The following is a 16179-nucleotide window of genomic DNA, read 5'->3' on the forward strand; positions in this document are numbered from 1 at the left end:
TTTTGCGAATCACCAATCACGAATCACGAATCCCGGCTACTCCAGCGACAGCAGCAGCTTCCACTGCGCGGCGGTGACCGGGAACACCGACAGCCGGTTGCCGCGCGCGGTCAACGGGAAGCCTTCGCCCAGCGCCTCGGCATGCCGCTTGATCTCGTCCAGCGGGATGGTCCGCGCGAGCTTGCGCTCGAACGCCACGTCCACCAGGAACCAGCGCGGCTGTTCGCGGCTGGCCTTGGGATCGTAGTAGTCCGACTTCGGGTCGAACTGGGTCTCGTCCGGGTAGGCTTCGCTGGCGACCGTGGCCAGCCCGACGATGCCCGGCACCTTGGCGTTGGAGTGGTAGAACAGCACGCCGTCGCCGACCTTCATGCCGTCGCGCATGAAGTTGCGCGCCTGGTAGTTGCGCACCCCGTTCCAGGGCTCGGTGCCGACCCGTTCCAGGTCGTCGATCGAGAAGGCGTCCGGTTCGGACTTCATCAGCCAGTAGCGCTTGCGGGCGGTCATGCGGGAAGGGTGTCGCGGGAAGGGAAGGTGGCCAGTTCGGTGCAGACCGCATCGACCGGGACATCCCAGTCCTCGACCGCGAGCGCGGGGGTCTGCTGTGCGGCGAAGCCGACGCCGACCAGCCAGGGCGGCGGCGCCTGGCGATGCCGGAACGCGAAGCTGCGATCATACCAGCCGCCTCCCATGCCCAGCCGGTGGCCGGCCGCATCGAAGCCCACCAGCGGCGCGACCACCAGGGCCATCGCCTCGGCGGGCAAGGCGGTGGCCGGATCCACGTCGGGCTCGGGAATGCCGTAGCGATTGGGCTTGAGCGGTTCGCCCGGGCGCCACGGCGCGAACCGCAGGTGCTTGCCGTGCAGCACCGGCAGGCAGTAGCGCACGCCGGACGGCAGCGAAAGCTGCCAGCGATGCAGGCCGATCTCGCCGTCCATCGCCCAGTAGCCGGCGACATGGCCTTCGCGGGGCGCGAACGGCAGCGCGAGCAGGCGCCCGGCCAGGGCATCGGCGGCGGCGATGCGCTCGGCGGCGGGGATCGCGCGGCGGCGTTCGCGCAGGTGCCGGCGCAAGGCGTCGCGGTCTGGGGTGGTCATTGGCGGAAGGAGCGCAGCGAAGAAGGGCCCCTCTTCGCTTCGGGCGAGAGGGTGGGGGCAGGGTAGGGGCGAGGCCGCGTGCAGCTCAATACCCCGGGGCGTCGCCCACGCCTCATTCGCCACTTTGGGCAACCGCACCTGCAGGGAAAAGGATCGCGTGGACCGCCGCGAGGGCCCCACCCTCGGGATCCACGCACGTGATCTGCGGGCGCTTGCGGGGACTCGCCCCTTGGGTCCCTGCACACGGATGTGCGAGCCCCTGCGAAGGACTCGCCCTTTGTACCCCCGCACACGGATGTGCGGGCTCCTGCGAAGGACTCGCCCTTTGGATCCCCGCACACGGATGTGCGGCCTCCTGCGAAGGACTCGCAAAAAAGAAACGGCGCCTTGCGGCGCCGTTCCTGGAATATTGCATTCTCCGCGGTGACGATGCGTGCGAAACGACCTTGAACCCGGGGTTCAAGTGGGAACGCTGGGAGGCCATCGGGCTTTCCGCTGCAAGGCGGACTTGCACACCCGGCGTCGTCGCGCCCCCGTGGTCGTCATTAAGGGACAAGGCGAATGTTTGCACACGCCGTCGTTCACAGCAGAGAACGCGTGGCCATTATAGCCGCCACGCCCCGGCTGGGAAGGCCGTTCGTCGGTTGCCGGTTCCCGGGGAATTCATTTTTTCCATCGGGAGCCGCATTGGGTTTCAACGCAGTGTATCGGGCAGGTTGTCCATGCGCCGGTTCAGTTCGTCCAGCGTGCGCGCCAGTTCGCGGTTGTACTGCGCCTGCTCGTCGCGCAGTTGCTGCAGCTCGTGGGCCAGGTTGAGCGCGGCCAGCACCGCGACCCGGTCCAGCGCGGCCATCCGGTTGCTGCCGCGGATCTCGCGCATGCGCGCGTCGAGCAGGCGCGCGGCGGCGGCCAGGCTGTCGCGCTCCTCGGCGGTGACGCCGACGGTGTATTCGCGGTCGAGGATGCGGACGCTGACCGGTTCGCTGGCGTGGCTCACGTGTGCTGCTCCAGCGACTTGAGGCGGGCGATCATTCCCTCCACCCGCGAGCGCGCCTGTTCATTCTTGGCCAGCAGTTGCGAACGTTCGCCGATCAGCTGCTCCTGCTGGTGGCGCAGGCTGCGGTTCTCGTCGGCCAGGCGCTGGCTGCGTTCGACCAACGCCTCCACGCGCGCGGCCAGTGCGCGGAGCTGGGCGAGGGCGTCGGCGTTGTCCATGCGCGGAAGATAGGCGTCGGCCGGAGCGACGGTCAAGATGGCAGCGGCTCGGCCTGCCCGACCAGCGGCTTGCGCCGCAGCAGGATCTCGCAGGCCTCCGGCTCGAGCGCCGGCGAGACCAGGTAGCCCTGGATCTCGTCGCAGCCGTGGCGGCGCAGGAAGTCGAGCTGGGCCGAGTCCTCCACGCCTTCGGCAACCACCTTCAGCGACAACGCCCGCGCCATTGCGATGATGGTGCTGGTGATCGCCCGGTCGTCGGGGGCGCGGTTGAGGTCGACGATGAATTCCTGGTCGATCTTGAGCGTGTCCACCGGCAGGCGCTTGAGGTAGGCGAGCGAGGAATAGCCGGTGCCGAAGTCGTCGATCGCCAGGCCCACGCCGAGTTCGCGCAGCGCGCGCAGCGCGCCGGCATTGCCGGGCGCGTCGTCCAGGGCGGCGCTCTCGGTCAGTTCGAGTTCGAGCCGGCCGGGGGCCACGCCGGTCTCGTGCAGGATGCGCTCCAGCGTGGCGGGCAGGTGGCCATGGTCGAGCTGGACCGCCGAGATGTTGACCGACATGGCGATGTTGTCGATGCCGCGCTGCGCCCACTGCTGCAGCCGCAGGCAGGCCTGGCGCAGCGCCCATTCGCCGAAGGCCACGATCAGGCCGGTCTGCTCGGCGAGCGGGATGAAGCGGTCCGGCGAGACCGAGCCGAACTCCGGGCTGTCCCAGCGCATCAAGGCCTCGAAGCCGACGATGCGGTCCTCGCGCAACGAATAGCGCGGCTGGTAGACCAGGCGCAGCTCGTCCTCGATGCGCAGGCGCCGCAGCGCATTGGTCAACAGCGCGCGCTGGCGCGCGCCTTCGTCCATGGGCGGCGAGTGGAGCCGGTAGGTGCGCCGCCCGGCGGCCTTGGCGCGGTACATCGCCGCCTCGGCGGACTCGACCAGCGGATCCGGCCGGCGGGCATGGTCGGGGAACAGGCTGATGCCGATCGACGGGGAGATCGCTACCGCGCGCGCCTCGTCCAGCACGAACGGCCCCTCGAAACCGGCCAGCAGCCGGCGCGCGGCCTGTTCGGCTTCCTCGGCGTGGGCGAGGTCCTCCATCACGATGGCGAACTCGTCGCCGCCGAAACGGGCGATGGTGGCCTCCCGCGGCATGGCCTGGCGCAGGCGTTCGGCCACCAGCCGCAGCACGCGGTCGCCCGCGCCATGGCCCATCGAATCGTTGATGTCCTTGAAACGGTCCAGGTCGAGGAACAGCACCGCGAGCCGCGCGCCGCGCCCGAGCGCCTGTTCCAGGCGTTCGGACAGCACGGCCCGGTTGGGCAGGCCGGTCAGCGCATCGTGCCGGGCCAGGTGCTGCATCGCCCGTTCGGTGGCCCGGTGGGCGCGGCGGTGCCCGCGCCGGGAGAGCCACAGCCAACCCCCGACGAGGCCGGCGCAGGCCACGGCCAGCGCCGCGGTCCAGGCCGGTAGCGCCGGCATCGGCGCGGCGGACCCCACGACGACGCAGGCGGGCAACATGGGACGGGGGTCACTCTTTTGGATGGAGGCGGCAGAGTGTAGGCGCCGACGTGGAAGCCGCACAAGGCGATGGCCGGGCATGCGCCGTCCGGTCCCGGAACGGACCGCACCGGGCCGCGGAGGACCGGCCGGGACGGCTCCTCGCGCAGTGGCCGAGGCGCCCCGTTTCCTCCTCGTGCTCGACCCGGGGCACGCAGCGGGGCGAAGCAACGGGCCGGGCCGGTGGGTGCCGGTTGCTACACTGCGCGATCTGGGTGGAAGGACCGTCGTCCGTCCGCCATCGTCCACCGGATCGAGATTGCGGAATGACCACGAATCACCTGCCCGACGTGCTGGCCGTGCAACGCGAGAGCCAACAGTTGGGACTGGCCGCCAGCGCGGCGGAATTGCACGGCGGATTGAGCGGCTGGCTGGCCGCCGGCGGCGAGGACAGCGAGCGCTGGCCGGCGCGCATCTTCGCCGACGACAGTCTGCCCCCGCCGGCGCCAGCCGGGGCGCTCGACCAGCTGCGACAGGCCACGTCCACCCAGTTGGAGGACCGCGACTTCGCCTTCGAGCTGTTGCTGGCGGAAGACAGCGCACCGCTGGCGGCCCGCGCCGATGCGCTGTTCGAGTGGTGCCGGGCCTTCCTGGGAAGCTTCGGCCTGGTCTCGGGCAAGCGGCCGGCGCTGTCGGAGGACGGCGAGGAGGCGCTGCGCGACCTCGCCAAGCTGGCGCAGGCGTCCAGCGCCGATTTCGACAGCACCGAGGAAGACGAGGACGCGCTGGCCGAGATCGAGGAGTTCGTGCGCGTGGCGGTGCTGTTGCTGCACAGCGATTGCGTGCTCGGCCCGCGCTACCGGCAACGCTTGAACTAAGGCCTGCCGGGAGCGGGACGGGTGCTGATGAAGAAGCTCACCGGCATCGGCGCGGCCGAGTACGCGCGCCGCCGCAGGCAGCTGATGGAGATGGCGGGCGAGCACGCGATCCTGGTGCTGCCTGCGGCTCCCGAGCGCGTGCGCAGCCACGACACGCATTATCCCTATCGCCAGGACTCCGATTTCTGGTACCTGAGCGGGTTCCCGGAGCCGGACGCGGTGCTGGTGCTGGTGCCGGGCCGCAGGCACGGCGAGGTCATCCTGTTCTGCCGCGAGCGCGACCCCGAGCGCGAGGCCTGGGATGGGCCGCGCATCGGGCAGGAGGGCGCGGTCGAGCAGTACGGCATGGACGACGCGTACCCGATCGAGGACCTGGACGACATCCTGCCGGGGCTGCTGGAAGGACGCTCGCGGGTCTACTACCACTTCGGCCGCGACGCCGACTTCGATCTCAAGCTGATCGGCTGGGTCAACCGGGTGCGTGCGCAGGTACGCCACGGCGCGCAGCCGCCGCACGAGTTCCTGGAGCTCGGGCACCTGCTGCACGAGCAGCGCCTGTTCAAGTCGCGCGACGAGATCGCCCTGATGCAGCGCGCCGCCGACATCAGCGTGCGGGCCCATCGCGTGGCGATGCGCTCGGCGCGCCCGGGCATCCATGAGTACGAACTGCAGGCGGACATCGAGCGCGAATTCCGCGCCGCCGATGCCTGGCCGGCCTACGGCAGCATCGTCGGGGCCGGGGCCAACGCCTGCGTGCTGCACTATCGCGCCAACAACGCGCGCGCGCGCGAGGGCGAACTGGTGTTGATCGACGCCGGTGCCGAGTACCGCGGCTACGCCTCGGACATCACCCGCACGTTCCCGGTCGACGGGCGTTTCAGCAAGGAACAGCGCGCGCTGCACGACCTGGTGGTCGCGGCGCAGGCGGCGGCGCTGGAACAGGCCCGGCCGGGCGTTCCCTACGAGGAAGGCCACCTGGCCGCGGTCGAGGTGCTGACCGAGGGGCTGCTGCGGCTGGGCCTGCTGAAGGGCGACCTGGAGGAGAACATCGTCGACGGCAGCTACAAGCGCTTCTACCGCCACAAGACCGGCCATTGGCTCGGGCTGGACGTGCACGACGTGGGCGACTACAAGCTCGCCGGCGAGTCGCGCCTGCTCGAGCCGGGCATGGCGTTCACGATCGAGCCCGGCCTGTACATCGCGCCGGACGACGCCAGCGTCGAGCCGAAGTGGCGCGGCATCGGCATCCGCATCGAGGACAACGTGGTGATCACCGAGGACGGGCACCACGTGCTGACGGCGGCGCTGGCGCGCACGGCGGAGGAGATCGAGGCGGAGATGGGGAAGGGGCGGGATTCGTGATTGGTGATTCGTGATTCGTGATTGGTAAAAAGCGGAGGGCCGCCCGTTGGACGGCCCTCTTTCACGGTTCAGCTGCAGGCAGTTGTTTTAACGAATCACCAATCACGAATCACGGCCACCCTCAGGTGGCCAAGAACGCCGGCCGCGTCAGGTTCTCCGGCTCGCCGTCGGTGCACGCGACCTCGTCCTCGATGCGGATGCCGCCGTAGGGCTTGAACTGGTCCACGCGCTTCCAGTCCACGCTGGCGGCGTGGCCGGCCTTCTTCACCTCGTCGAGCAGCATGTCGATGAAGTAGAGGCCGGGCTCGATGGTCACCACCATGCCCGGCTCCAGCACGCGGGTCAGGCGCAGGTAGGGGTGGCCGGCCGGCCGCTCGATGCGGCCGCCGCGGTCGCTGGCGGCGAAGCCGGCCACGTCGTGCACCTGCAGGCCGATGCCGTGGCCGATGCCGTGCGGGAAGAACGCCGCGCTGACGCCGGTGGCCAGCGCCGCCTCGGGCGAGACGGTGATGACGCCGAACTCCTTGAGCACGCCCATCAGCGCCAGGTGCGCGTCGATGTGCAGTTGCTTGTAGTCGAAGCCGGCGCGCACCGCCCGGCCCATGGCCAGCTGCGCCTTGTCGACCGCATCGATCAGGGCCTGGAACTCGCTGCCGGTATCGGCCGCGTAGGTGCGGGTGATGTCGCTGGCGTAGCCGTGGGCGGACGCGCCCGCGTCGATCAGGAAACTGCGCAGCGACGGCGGCGCGGTGCGGTCCAGCTCGGTGTAGTGCAGCACGGCGCCATGCTCGTTGAGCGCGACGATGTTGCCGTAGGGCAGGTCGTTGGCGTCCTGGCCCACGGCGCTGCAGTACGCCATGTGGATCGCGAACTCGCTGTGGCCGGCGCGGAAGGCGGCCTCGGCGGCGCGATGGCCGCGCACCGCCAGCGTCTGCGCCTGGCGCATCAGCGCCAGCTCGTACGGCGTCTTGAAGGCGCGGTGGTACTCCAGGTAGTTCACCACGGCGTCCGGGTTGTTGGGCGCGTAGTCGCCGAGCGCGCTCTGCGGCTCGCCCAGGATCGCGCAGCGCGCGGCGTCCTTCGGCAGCAGCGCCAGCGCTTCCCGCGGCGTGCGGATGATGTGCACATCGCAATGCTCGACCCACCAGCCGCTCGGCGCATCCGGCACCACGTGCCAGTAGTCGAAGGGCTGGTGGAAGATCACCTTCGGCCGTTCGCCCGGCGTGTGCACCAGCCAGCTGTTCGGCACCCGGATCAGCGGCACCCAGGCCTTGAACTGCGGGTTGACCGCGTACGGGTAGTCGCGATCGTCGAAGGCCTGGTAGTGCAGCGTGCCGCTGGGAACCACGAGGTGGTCGAAGCCGCCGCGCGCCAGCGCCTCGTCTGCGCGCTGCCTGAGGACGGTGAGGTGCGCCGGATACAGCGTGGCAGGGTCTTGCACGGTCATGGCGATGGCTCGTCCGGTGTTGCGGAAAGACATCGATTTTGCCGCAAGATCGCGCGAGGCGCCGCTTCGGGGGCCGTCAACGCCGTAGGGCTAGGTCCCGCCGACCCATTCGCGCAGGCGCTCGCGATGCGCATCGGAAAGCGCGACGAAGCGGAAGCCGGCCCAGGCCTGGCCGGGCGCATGCGCCGGCTCGGACCACAGCAGGTGCACGCCCGCGTCGATCTCGACCTGGCGGCCGTCGCGGTCCGGCAGGGCAAAGCGGAGCTGGTAGAGCGCATCCTCCACCAGCGGCACGGAGGCGAGCAGCAGCATGCCGCCTTCGGACAGGTTGCCGAGCCGGCCGATCGGCGCATCGGCGATGAAGTCGTGCACCGGGATCGTGCCGGTGGGCTGGCGGCGCGGCGAGCGGCGCGTGTCGTGGCTCATGCGGAGGGCTCCTGCGGCGGCGCCGGATGCGAGGGAGCGGCCAGGGACCGCAGCATGCGCACCGCGGCCTGCCAGGCGCGGTCGATGCTGCGGCTGCGCTCCTCGGTGACGATGCGCAGCCGGCCGTCCGCCATCATCCGGGCCAGGGCATCCAGCGAGTACTCGCCGGCCTTCTGCCCGCGCTGGTTGACGAACAGGGCATGGTCGGTGACCGGGCTGTACCAGGACAGGCGGCGCCGCTGCGCGGTGCCCTGCGCCGGCGCGAGGAATTCGAACCAGGTGCCGAACGGCAACGTGCGCAGCTGGTCATGGCAGGCCTGTTCGGCAGGCGTGCGCGGCGCGGCGGGCGTGGACGGGGTTCCGTCCACGCCGCCCAGGCGCGGGCGTGCCTTGAGCCGGGCGGCCAGTTCGGTGCGCGAGGTGGCGTCGTCCTGGCCTCCGGGCGTGGACAGCCGGCGGGCGATCGCGGCGGCTTCGTCGGCGGGGTAGCCGACCTGCACCAGGGCCTGCTCGATCTCGCCGCCGAGCGCGGTGTCCGGCGTTCCGCCGGCGGGCCGGCACGTCGCTTCGGCGATGCGGGCGGTGAGTTTCCGCCGCTCTTCCCATTCCCCGGACGACTCGCCCTGCCTCAGCAGGGTCAGCGTCAGCACGTCCGACCAGGCCTGCCTGAGCAGGGTCTGCACGAACCGGGGCGGGCCGGCCTGCTCGCACAGGCGATCGATGCTGTCGCCGGCCAGCCGCTTGGCCAGCTCCAGCCGTTCCTTGCCGCGCGCGGCCTCGACGTGGCGGCGTTCGGCCATCTCCGCCTTGCGCGCCTGCGCCTCGCGGTGCGCGTGGACTTGCCGATGGGCCTGTTCGAACACGGCGTCGTCGCCCTGGTAGCGATCGACGACCTGGTCCACGGCGCGGGCCAGTTCCTGCAGCAGTTGCGGATCGGTGTCGTCCTCGGCCAGCCAGGTCGCACCGGATTCGGCTACGGCGTTGAGCAGCTCGCGCGCGGGATGCCGGTCGCGCACGAAGAAGGTGGGGTCGGCGAGCGCCGCGCGCGCGACCGGCACCTGCAACCGTTCCAGCAGCCCCGCCGCCGGCGAGCCGGGCTTCACTTCGCGCGCGACTTCGCCGTAGAGCAGGCCGAGCAGGTCGAAGGTGTCGTGGTCCTGCGCGGAGAGGTCCGCCTGCGGTCCGTGCGCCTCGCGCAGCATCGCGAGCAACTGCTGGCGCACGTCGCGGATGCTGCGCCCGGCTGCCGGAGGCATGGGGTGCCCGGCTTGCGAGCGTGCCTGCAGCAGGCCGAGCGCCTGGGACAGCGTGGCGGGCCGGCGCGGCGCGGGCGACGTGCCGGCGGGGGCGCTGCGGGCGACGTCGAGCCACTGCCGCAGGCGCGCGAGGTCCTGCGCATGGCGTTCGTCGCCGGTGGATGCGGGGGCCGTGGCTGGACCGCCAGGAGCGGGAAGTGGCGGCCCCGCGCCCGGATGCCCGCCCAGCATCGCGCCGTGCCAGGACGCGGCCGGGCCCTGGCCGGCCCAACTGGTCGAAGGGCGCATGCCGACGGGGGCGGATGGCGCGCCCGGCGATGCGGCATCCGGCGGACCGGCCGGGCGCCGCCGCGGCGAGCGGCGGCCCAGGTAGGGCAGGTAGACCAACCCGGGCAGCACGCCCTCGTGGGCGAGCAGCGCGTTGGCGCGTTCGAGCAGTTCGACGAGGCGGTCGCGCATCTGCGCTTCGAACGCGCGGTAGAGCAGCAGTTGGGTGCCCAGGCGCAGCCCGAGCGTTTCGCCGGCGTCGCGCAATATCCGGCACAGCGCGTGCGGGCCGATCGGTATCTGCTCGATCTCGAAGGCCGGCCGCGCGGCGAGCACGCCGAAGCGCTGCGCCAGCAGCTGCAGCGAGGTGCCGCAGCGCAGCGACTCGCGCCGCGCGATGTCGTGGAGGGCGATGTCGCGGTCGATGTCGATGTGCTCGACCAGGGCCAGCGACAGTTCCGCCGGTTCGCCGGCGTCTTCCTTGCGCTCGGGGGCGGGCCGCAGCGCCAGCGCGTCGGCCAGGCCGGAGATCATCGATGTTTCGAAGCGTTCGCCCTGGCTGCGCACGCGCTGCATCTCCGCGTGGAGGTCCGCCTGCATGTGGCTGGCGGTGCGCTCGGCTTGCCGGAACAGTTCGCGCTCGAGCTCGACCATGGTCAGCTTGAGCGGGTTGGCCAGGGACTGCGCGAAGCGGGCATGCAGCGCTTGCAGGATCCCGCGTGCGCGCACGGAAACCGGCGACGCAGTCCATGGATCTGCCGGGCCGTTGGGCGGAGGGGATGCGGACGCTGACATCGCGGGTGACGCCGGATTTCCCTGTGAGGGGCGTTATGTAACCACGTTGCCGGGGGAGCGGCCAGCAGGCGTTTTTTCTTCGGGGAAGGGCTTAAGTTCCGGCGTTTCTTGCCGATGTCGTTCGACCGGGTGAAGGAACCTCGCGGGAGGGGCTTCAGTCCTGGCGGGCCTTGCCGGCGTGGTTCGGCTTTTGCTTTGGAAGCAGAAGCCTTCGCCTTTTCGGGTATGCCCATGCATGTCGCCCTTCGGGTTTCCTCCGCTGGCCCCGCCGCTGCGAATGGGCCCGGCGAGTCAAAGGTGGAGCAACGACAACGGCAAGGTCGCGAGCAACGGCAACGCCGTTGTCTTGCTCTCCCGTCAGTCCAGGAACAGCTCGATCACGTCGTTGGTGAAGCGACGGCCCAGTTCGGTGGGCGTCCAGCGTTCGCCGGTGCCGTCCGGTTCGAGCCAGCCGCGTTCGCGGGCCTGCGCCAGCGGCGTGGCGATGGCGCTGCGGGGCAGTCCGGTGCGGGCCTCGAAGTCGGCCAGGCGGAAGCCTTCGTGCAGGCGCAGCAGGTTGAGCATGTACTCGAACGGCAGTCGCCCGGGCGGGACGATGTCGTCGCCGCCGATCGCCTGCGCGCCGCCGGCGCTGTCCAGGAACGCCTGCGGGTGTTTGTGCTTCCAGCGCCGCACTACGTGCTGCTCCGCGCCGGAGCTGATCTTGCCGTGCGCGCCGGCGCCGATGCCCAGGTAGTCGCCGAAGCGCCAGTAGTTGAGGTTGTGCGCGCACTGCCGGCCGGGGCGGGCGTAGGCGCTGACTTCGTACTGGGCGTAGCCGGCCTCGGCCAGCAGGCGCTGGCAGTGCTCCTGCATGTCCCAGGCCGCGTCGTCGTCGGGAATGCCTTGCGGCGGCCTGGCGTAGAAGACCGTGTTCGGCTCCAGCGTCAGCTGGTAGTGCGAGATGTGCGCCGGCGCCAGCGCGAAGGCGCGTTCGAGGTCGGCTTCGGCCTGCGCCAGGGTCTGTTCGGGCAGGGCGTACATCAGGTCGAGGTTGAGGTTGTCGTAGCCGGCGTCCTGCGCCAGCTTGACCGCGCGCTCGGCTTCGCCGCTGTCGTGGATGCGGCCCAGGCGCTTCAGCGCGCCGTCGTCGAAGCTCTGGATGCCGAAGCTGATCCGGTTCACCCCGGCGGCGAGATAGCGGTCGAAGCGGCCGTGCTCGGCGGTGCCGGGGTTGGTCTCCAGGGTGATTTCCAGGTTCGGCGCGAAACGCAGCCGCGCGCTGGCGGCCTGCAGGAAGCGGTCGATCGCCTCGGGCGGGAACAGGCTGGGCGTGCCGCCGCCGAAGAACACGCTGTTGACCACCCGGCCCCAGACCAGCGGCAGGTCGAAATCGAGGTCGCGCACCAGCGCGTCGACATAGGCGTCGAACGGCAGCGTCCCCTTGGCCGCGTGCGAGTTGAAATCGCAATACGGGCACTTGCGCACGCACCAGGGCAGGTGCACGTAGAGCGAAAGCGGTGGAGGAATGAGCATGGAGGCCATGGCGGGCTGTGGCGTTGCGCAGGAGCGGCTCCAGCCGCGATGAGGTTCGCCGGGAGGGGGTCATCGCGGCTGGGGCCGCTCCTCTGCATGAGAAGGGGCGGCGACGCGCGGCGGTTCAGCCCTGGAAGCGCGCCAGTTGCTCGCGCAGCTGTTCCAGCGCGCGGGCGCGGTGGCTGAGCCGGTTCTTGGTGGCGGCATCCATCTCCGCGGCGGTCATGCCGTGCTCGCGGTCGAAGAACACCGGGTTGTAGCCGAAGCCGCCGCTGCCGCGCGGTTCGAAGGTGATCTCGCCTTCCCAGCTGCCCTCGGCGATCAACGGCTGCGGGTCCTCGGGGTGGCGCAGCAGCACGATCACCGCGTAGAAGCGCGCGCCGCGCTGGCCGGCGGGCACCTCGCGCATCGCTTCCAGCAGCTTGGCGTTGTTGGCCGCGGCATCGGTCGGGGTGCCTGCATAGCGCGCGCTGTACAGCCCGGGCGCGCCGCCGAGCGCGTCGACGATCAGGCCCGAGTCGTCGGCCAGCGCCGGCAGGCCGGTGACCGCGCTGGCGTGGCGGGCCTTGATCAGCGCGTTCTCGACAAAGGTCAGGCCGGTTTCCGGCACGTCCTCCACGCCGAGTTCGCCCTGCGCGACGATCCGCAATGGCAGGTGCGCGAGCATGGCGCGCAGTTCTTCGAGCTTGCCGGCGTTGCCGCTGGCCAGTACCAGTGTCTTCATGATTTCGGTTCCAGCAGGTCCCAGGTATTGCCGTAGAGGTCGCGGAACACCGCGACCGTCGCATAGGGTTCCTCGCGCGGTTCCTCGAGGAACTCGACGCCGTGGCCGCGCATCGCCCGGTAGTCGCGCCAGAAGTCGTCGGTGTGCAGGAAGAAGCCGACCCGGCCGCCGGTCTGGTCACCGATGCGGGCGCGCTGCGCCTCGTCGCTGGCGCGCGCGAGCAGGAGGCCGGCGCCGCGGCCGCCGGGCGGGGCGACGACGACCCAGCGCTTGCGGCCCTGGTCGAGGTCCTGCACCAGCTCGAACCCGAGCTTGCCGGTGAACCAGGCGATCGCTTCGTCGTAGTCGGCCACCACCAGGGTGACCAGGGCCAGCCGGCGGTTCATCGTGCAGAGCCTGTCATCGGGTGGGGTCGGCAAGGCCGCCAGCCGGCGTCGCGCGAATCGACCCGACGGCCCCTCAACGCCAGGGGGCGCGTCACGCAACACCCCCGGACGGCCTTCCGGATCCGATGCGATCCGCTGGAGAGCCGATGGCGGACTCCAGCGCCTGGCGCTGCAGGGCGAACAGTTCGGCGGTGCCCTTTTCGGCCAGCGCCAGCAGCGCGTCCAGTTCCTCGCGGCGGAACGCATGGCCCTCGGCGGTGCCCTGCAGTTCGATGAAGCCGCCGCCGTCGTTCATCACCACGTTCATGTCGGTGTCGCAGTCGCTGTCCTCGGCGTAGTCGAGGTCGAGCACCGGCACGCCCTTGTAGATGCCCACGGAAACCGCCGCCACCGCGCCGACGATCGGCGAGCGGTTGCCGGAGGGCGGTTTGATGTCGCGCTTGTCGATCAGCCCCTGCACGGCATCCACCAGCGCCACGTAGGCGCCGGTGATCGCCGCGGTGCGGGTGCCGCCGTCGGCCTGCAGCACGTCGCAGTCCAGGGTGATGGTGCGCTCGCCGAGCAGGCCGCGGTCCACGCACGCGCGCAGGCTGCGGCCGATCAGGCGCTGGATTTCCAGGGTGCGGCCGCCCTGCTTGCCGCGCGCGGCCTCGCGGTCGGAGCGGGTATGGGTAGCGCGCGGCAGCATGCCGTACTCGGCGGTCACCCAGCCTTCGCCCTTGCCGCGCAGGAACGCCGGCACCTTGTTCTCGACGCTGGCGGTGCACAGCACGCGGGTGTCGCCGAAGCTGATCAGCACCGAACCTTCGGCATGGCGGGTGAAGGCGCGTTCGATGCGTACGGGACGCAACTGGTCGGCCTGGCGGCCGCTGGGTCGGGAGAAGCTCATGCGAAGGTCCGGGAGTCGGGATGGAGAGTCGCGGCCGGCGCTGTTTGACCGGGCTGTCGAGCGCGCTAGGTTACCATTTGAGCTTTTCCGCCAAGGGACTGAGCATGATCCGAAGCATGACCGCCTTCGCCGGCAGCGAACGCACCACGCCCTGGGGGACCCTGGGCTGCGAGCTGCGCTCGGTGAACCATCGCTTCCTCGAGCTGGGCGTGCGCCTGCCCGAGGAACTGCGCGCGCTCGAGCCGCAACTGCGTGAGCGCGTGGCGGCACGCATCAGCCGCGGCAAGCTCGACCTGGTGGTGCGCCTGCGCGCGCCGGAAGACGGTGCCGCGCTGGCGGTCAACGAACCGATGCTGGAGCGCCTGGCCGAACTGGCGCGCCGGCTGGACGCGAAGTTCCCCGACCTGCGCGTGGAGTTCACCGAGCTGCTGCAGCTGCCCGGCGTGCTGCAGGCGCCGGCGGCCGACCCGGCCGCGCTGCAGGCGCAGGCGCTGGACGTGCTCGACGAGGTGGTCGACGGCTTCGTCGCCGCGCGCGAGCGCGAGGGCGCCAAGCTGGCGGTGGCGATCTCCGAGCGCGTGGACGCGATCGAGCGGATCGCCGGCGAGGTGCGGGCGCTGATCCCGGCCATCCGCGAGGGCCAGCGCGCCAAGCTCGCCGCGCGCCTGGCCGACCTGCCGCACCCGGTCGATGCCGGGCGCGCCGAGCAGGAGCTGGTGCTGTGGCTGCAGAAACTGGACGTGGACGAGGAGCTGGACCGCCTCGGCAGCCACATCGCCGAGATCCGCCGCGTGCTGCGCCAGGCCGAGCCGGTGGGGCGCCGGCTGGACTTCCTGCTGCAGGAGTTCAACCGCGAGGCCAACACGCTCGGCTCCAAGTCCGTGGACAGCCGCACGTCCAACGCGGCGGTCGAGCTGAAGGTGCTGATCGACCAGATCCGCGAGCAGGTGCAGAACATCGAGTAGCCGGCCCCGGCCGCCGCCGCATTTGCTCCGGCGGCCCAGGCTGGTTATCGTGCGCCGCCCCGAACCCCATCGACCCAGGGACCTGAGCGATGATGCGTGGCACCCTCTACATCGTCGCGGCGCCCTCCGGCGCCGGCAAGAGCAGCATCGTCAACGCCACGCTGGCGCGCGACCCGCAGATCGCCCTGTCGATCTCCTTCACCTCGCGCGCGCCGCGCCCGGGCGAGCGCCACGCCGAGCACTACCACTTCGTCTCGGCGGCGGAGTTCGAACGGATGATCGCCGCCGGCGACTTCTTCGAGCATGCGCTGGTGCACGGCGACTGGAAGGGCACGGCCCGCCAGTCGGTGGAGCCGCAGCTGTCGGCCGGCCGCGACGTGCTGCTGGAGATCGACTGGCAGGGCGCCCGCCAGGTGCGCGCCCAGGTGCCCGACGCGGTCAGCGTGTTCATCCTGCCGCCCTCGCGCCAGGCGCTGGAGGAGCGCATGCGCAAGCGCGGCCAGGACAGCGAGGAGGTGATCGCCCGGCGGCTGGCCGCCGCGCGCGAGGAGATGTCGCACTACGGCGAGTTCGACTACGTGATCATCAACGAGGACTTCGAGACGGCGGTGTCCGAGATGTGCTCGATCTTCGTCGCCAGCCGCCTGCGCCGGCAGGCCCAGGCCGAGCGCCACGCCGGGCTGATCCGGACGCTGCTGGCCGAATGAGAGGCTCGCCCTCATCCGCCCCTTCGGGGCACCTTCTCCCGCGGGCGCGGGAGAAGGGATGGGGTGCCGGAGACGGCGAGGTGCGCGCTTGCTTCGCCTTCCCTTCTCCCGCTTGCGGGAGAAGGGCACACCATCGGACGCGCCGGGCCGCATACTGTCCTTCCCTTCTCCCGCTTGCGGGAGAAGGTGCCCCGAAAGGGGCGGATGAGGGAACGCAACTGCCTGATCGGAAAGGAAACTGAACCGCCGCAACTTGCGATCCGGGACCGGCCGGCCGTACAATCCCCGCCCTTTCCCCATTCAGATGGCGCGACCCTGACGGTCGCCGGGAGCCCGCATGGCCCGCATTACCGTAGAAGATTGCCTGGAAGTCGTTAACAACCGTTTCGAGCTGGTCGTGATGGCGTCCAAGCGCGCCCGCCAGCTGGCCAACGGCGTGCAGCCCCTGATCGACAACAGCGAGAGCGCGGACAAGCCGACCGTGCTGGCCCTGCGCGAGATCGCCGCGCGCAAGATCGACAACGCGCTGATCGACCAGGTCGAGAAGGCCGAGCGCGAGCGCGCCGAACGCGAGGCGCTGGAGTGGGCCGCGGCCGAGGTGGTGGCCGACGAGGACATGTCCAAGAACGACGATTGACCGCGCCCCCCGGGACGATGGATCGCGTCACCCGCAGCCCGCGACCTCGCGGGCTGTTTGTTTTGCGCGGAGCCTTCCGCGAGCGCCCGGCCATCCATCGCCGGGAGGCCGGATGAAGCTGCCCGC

At 70.9% G+C, this 16179-nt stretch carries 17 protein-coding genes and 1 other RNA gene; 5 read left to right on the forward strand and 13 right to left on the reverse strand.

What is annotated here, in order from left to right:
* Nucleotides 1-36 precede the first annotated feature (36 nt).
* From M3M27_RS04830 to M3M27_RS04855, 6 genes are all read right to left on the reverse strand, one after another.
* Nucleotides 37-507 (reverse strand): EVE domain-containing protein, encoded by a 471-nt coding sequence (locus M3M27_RS04830; RefSeq protein WP_140719541.1) that lies wholly within the window; start codon nucleotides 505-507, stop codon nucleotides 37-39.
* Nucleotides 504-1097 (reverse strand): 5-formyltetrahydrofolate cyclo-ligase, encoded by a 594-nt coding sequence (locus tag M3M27_RS04835; protein WP_434027333.1) that lies wholly within the window; start codon nucleotides 1095-1097, stop codon nucleotides 504-506. The genes M3M27_RS04830 and M3M27_RS04835 overlap by 4 nt, the downstream gene beginning before the upstream one ends.
* A gap of 411 nt (nucleotides 1098-1508) precedes the next feature.
* Nucleotides 1509-1693: non-coding RNA, 6S RNA (gene ssrS, locus M3M27_RS04840), on the reverse strand.
* Nucleotides 1694-1791: 98 nt separating this feature from the next.
* A complete protein-coding gene (locus M3M27_RS04845; protein ID WP_140719537.1) occupies nucleotides 1792-2094 on the reverse strand; it encodes a cell division protein ZapA in 303 nt (100 codons plus the stop codon).
* Nucleotides 2091-2312 carry a TIGR02449 family protein gene (locus M3M27_RS04850; protein WP_140719969.1) on the reverse strand — a complete coding sequence of 74 codons (222 nt, stop codon included), beginning with the start codon at nucleotides 2310-2312 and terminating at the stop codon, nucleotides 2091-2093. The genes M3M27_RS04845 and M3M27_RS04850 overlap by 4 nt, the downstream gene beginning before the upstream one ends.
* Before the next feature lie 32 nt (nucleotides 2313-2344).
* Nucleotides 2345-3820 carry a putative bifunctional diguanylate cyclase/phosphodiesterase gene (locus tag M3M27_RS04855; protein ID WP_434027334.1) on the reverse strand — a complete coding sequence of 492 codons (1476 nt, stop codon included), beginning with the start codon at nucleotides 3818-3820 and terminating at the stop codon, nucleotides 2345-2347.
* Nucleotides 3821-4125: 305 nt separating this feature from the next.
* On the opposite strand from M3M27_RS04855, the gene M3M27_RS04860 reads away from it, so the two are divergent.
* Both M3M27_RS04860 and pepP read left to right on the forward strand, forming a co-directional pair.
* Nucleotides 4126-4677 (forward strand): YecA family protein, encoded by a 552-nt coding sequence (locus M3M27_RS04860; RefSeq protein ID WP_434027335.1) that lies wholly within the window; start codon nucleotides 4126-4128, stop codon nucleotides 4675-4677.
* Between the two features lie 27 nt (nucleotides 4678-4704).
* Nucleotides 4705-6039, forward strand: a complete 1335-nt coding sequence (pepP, locus tag M3M27_RS04865; RefSeq protein WP_434027336.1) for a Xaa-Pro aminopeptidase — start codon at nucleotides 4705-4707, stop codon at nucleotides 6037-6039.
* A 121-nt stretch (nucleotides 6040-6160) separates the two neighbouring features.
* On the opposite strand, the gene pepQ is transcribed toward pepP, so the two are convergent.
* The 7 genes from pepQ to rph form a co-directional block, all read right to left on the reverse strand.
* Entirely contained in the window at nucleotides 6161-7486 is a 1326-nt protein-coding gene (gene pepQ, locus M3M27_RS04870) for a Xaa-Pro dipeptidase (protein ID WP_434027337.1), read from the reverse strand.
* Between the two features lie 90 nt (nucleotides 7487-7576).
* Nucleotides 7577-7912, reverse strand: a complete 336-nt coding sequence (locus M3M27_RS04875; RefSeq protein ID WP_434027338.1) for a PilZ domain-containing protein — start codon at nucleotides 7910-7912, stop codon at nucleotides 7577-7579.
* Nucleotides 7909-10230 carry a DUF1631 domain-containing protein gene (locus M3M27_RS04880; protein ID WP_434027339.1) on the reverse strand — a complete coding sequence of 774 codons (2322 nt, stop codon included), beginning with the start codon at nucleotides 10228-10230 and terminating at the stop codon, nucleotides 7909-7911. The genes M3M27_RS04875 and M3M27_RS04880 overlap by 4 nt, the downstream gene beginning before the upstream one ends.
* 357 nt (nucleotides 10231-10587) lie before the next feature.
* Complete coding sequence (hemW, locus tag M3M27_RS04885; protein WP_434027340.1) at nucleotides 10588-11754, reverse strand: radical SAM family heme chaperone HemW; 1167 nt, start codon at nucleotides 11752-11754, stop codon at nucleotides 10588-10590.
* A gap of 115 nt (nucleotides 11755-11869) precedes the next feature.
* Complete coding sequence (gene rdgB, locus M3M27_RS04890) at nucleotides 11870-12469, reverse strand: RdgB/HAM1 family non-canonical purine NTP pyrophosphatase (protein WP_177497553.1); 600 nt, start codon at nucleotides 12467-12469, stop codon at nucleotides 11870-11872.
* Entirely contained in the window at nucleotides 12466-12855 is a 390-nt protein-coding gene (locus M3M27_RS04895) for a VOC family protein (protein WP_140719519.1), read from the reverse strand. Before M3M27_RS04895 ends, rdgB begins: the two co-directional genes overlap by 4 nt.
* A 91-nt stretch (nucleotides 12856-12946) precedes the next feature.
* Nucleotides 12947-13744, reverse strand: coding sequence for a ribonuclease PH (gene rph / locus M3M27_RS04900; RefSeq protein ID WP_434027341.1), 798 nt, complete (start codon nucleotides 13742-13744; stop codon nucleotides 12947-12949).
* 104 nt (nucleotides 13745-13848) lie between these two features.
* Between rph and M3M27_RS04905 the strand changes: the two genes are divergently transcribed.
* From M3M27_RS04905 to rpoZ, 3 genes are all read left to right on the forward strand, one after another.
* Nucleotides 13849-14709 carry a YicC/YloC family endoribonuclease gene (locus M3M27_RS04905; protein WP_434027342.1) on the forward strand — a complete coding sequence of 287 codons (861 nt, stop codon included), beginning with the start codon at nucleotides 13849-13851 and terminating at the stop codon, nucleotides 14707-14709.
* A gap of 92 nt (nucleotides 14710-14801) precedes the next feature.
* The gene (gene gmk / locus M3M27_RS04910) at nucleotides 14802-15416 is read left to right on the forward strand and encodes a guanylate kinase (protein ID WP_140719967.1); all 615 of its coding nucleotides are present in this window, start codon (nucleotides 14802-14804) and stop codon (nucleotides 15414-15416) included.
* Nucleotides 15417-15753: 337 nt separating this feature from the next.
* Nucleotides 15754-16053, forward strand: a complete 300-nt coding sequence (rpoZ, locus tag M3M27_RS04915; protein WP_140719512.1) for a DNA-directed RNA polymerase subunit omega — start codon at nucleotides 15754-15756, stop codon at nucleotides 16051-16053.
* Nucleotides 16054-16179 lie beyond the last annotated feature (126 nt).

Origin of the sequence: Xanthomonas boreopolis (assembly GCF_046529185.1) — a bacterium.
Classification (GTDB): domain Bacteria; phylum Pseudomonadota; class Gammaproteobacteria; order Xanthomonadales; family Xanthomonadaceae; genus Pseudomonas_S; species Pseudomonas_S boreopolis.